The organism is Bellilinea sp., from assembly GCF_034432615.1.
GTDB lineage: Bacteria > Chloroflexota > Anaerolineae > Anaerolineales > Anaerolineaceae > Bellilinea.
Window position 1 is genome coordinate 1 of the sequence record NZ_DAOUBL010000229.1, and the last position, 1,773, is coordinate 1,773.

1 protein-coding gene is annotated in these 1,773 nt (G+C 54.3%); it reads left to right on the forward strand.

Annotated features, from left to right (window positions below):
• Positions 1 to 405: 405 nt before the first annotated feature.
• Positions 406 to 1,773 carry a cytochrome P450 gene (locus VAE48_RS10025; RefSeq protein WP_322793186.1) on the forward strand — a complete coding sequence of 456 codons (1,368 nt, stop codon included), beginning with the start codon at positions 406 to 408 and terminating at the stop codon, positions 1,771 to 1,773.

Here is a 1,773-nt window from a genome sequence, read left to right on the forward strand (position 1 = left end):
ATGTCTATTCGGAATAATCCACTGATACGTCAAATCGAGCGATTTTGCCCCCTCCTGCGCCTCCCCCAATATCGCATTAGCGATATTGGGGGAGGTGGGTGGGGGTTGTTTTGCCACAATTCAAGTTTCGATACAAAATTTTAGGGTTGTCAAGGAACTTTGAGAAAGCCATCAATGAGGGGGTTGGACAGAACCCATCTCGCCGTGTTGCAGTGTGGTATGATGAATAATATGAATTCGGTTTTAGAGCAAAACTTTGCAAGAAATAAAGTTACCCCCTCCCGCCTCCCCCAAAATCGCCCCTGCGATTTTGGGGGAGGTGCAGGTGGGGGCTTAAAATGCTCAAGATAATTGAAATAATGTATCCGAAACCGAGGTTGATAATAAATTTAAAGAAGGTTTATCATGTCTCAAATTACTGCTCCTGCACCTGTATTTTCCACCGTTCCGGCGGCCGCCGGTATGCCGGTGTTGGGTGTTTTGCCGCGTTTTGCGCGCGACCCGCTCAACTTTCTACTGGATGCCGCCCTTCGTTACGGGCCGGTCGTTCGACTTGACCTAGCCAGCCGTTCCACTTATCTGGTCAGCCATCCAGAGGGGGTCAAACATGTGCTGCAGGATAACAACCGCAACTACCGCAAGGGCTACGATCAGGCCAAACCACTGATGGGTGAAGGTCTGGTCACCAGCGAGGGTGAATTCTGGCGCAGCCAGCGCCGCTTAATCCAGCCCTCCTTCAGCCGGCAGAACCTGAGTGAATACGCCAAAGTGATGGTCAGCGCAACTTTGGATCGTTTGCCTCATTGGGAAGCGTTGGCCAGCCAGCGTCAGCCGGTCAATTTTGGTGAGGAAATGATGCGCCTGACCCAGACCATTATTGTGCGCACCATGTTCAGCGATGATGTGGGCGATCAAGCCGATGCTTTGGGCAAAGCCTTTGACCAGACTCTTGAGCACCTGAATCAGGTGTTATTCTCGCCGCATCCCATTTTTGAAAAACTGCCCACCCCTGCCAACCGCCGCCACGAGCAGGCGCTGCGCTTTCTGGATGAATTCATTTACCGCCTGATCGAAAAACGCCACCAGAGCGGAGTGGACAACGGCGATTTGCTCTCGCGCTTGCTGCTGGCACGTGACCCGGAAACCGGTGAGGGCATGCCCGATCGCCAGATTCGCGACGAGTTGATGACCATCTTCCTCGCCGGGCATGAAACCACTGCCAACGCACTGGCCTGGACATTTTACCTGCTCGCCCGGCATCCGCTGGTCGAATTTCGCCTGCTGGATGAAATTCAGCAAGTCGTGGGCAATCGTCCTCCCTCCGTGGAAGACCTGCCGGCAATGTCCTACGGCGCAATGGTGTTCAGCGAAGCCCTGCGCCTCTACCCCCCGGCCTGGATGTTTGCCCGTCATGCTATCGAAGAGGATGTGATTCAGGGCTACCCCATCCCGGCTGGTACGATGATCTTCCTCAGTCCGTATGTTACCCATCACCACCCGGATTACTGGGAAAATCCCGAAGCCTTTGACCCAGAGCGTTTCAGCGAAGCCCAGTCTGCTCAGCGCCCGCGCTATGCCTATTACCCCTTTGGCGGCGGGCCGCGTCAGTGCATCGGCAATCATTTTGCCCAAATGGAAGCCCAGCTGCTGATGACCATCATCTTGCAGCATTTCCGGGTCGAACTGGTGGATGGGATAAAAGTCAAGCCCACTCCCATTGCAACCTTGCAGCCGAGGCCGGGAGTGTTTGTCTACCTCGAAAAACGCCAGTAA

Excerpts from the sequence above, each read along its gene's own strand:
- VAE48_RS10025 (WP_322793186.1), top strand. The coding sequence starts at position 406 with ATGTCTCAAATTACTGCTCCTGCACCTGTATTTTCCACCGTTCCGGCG.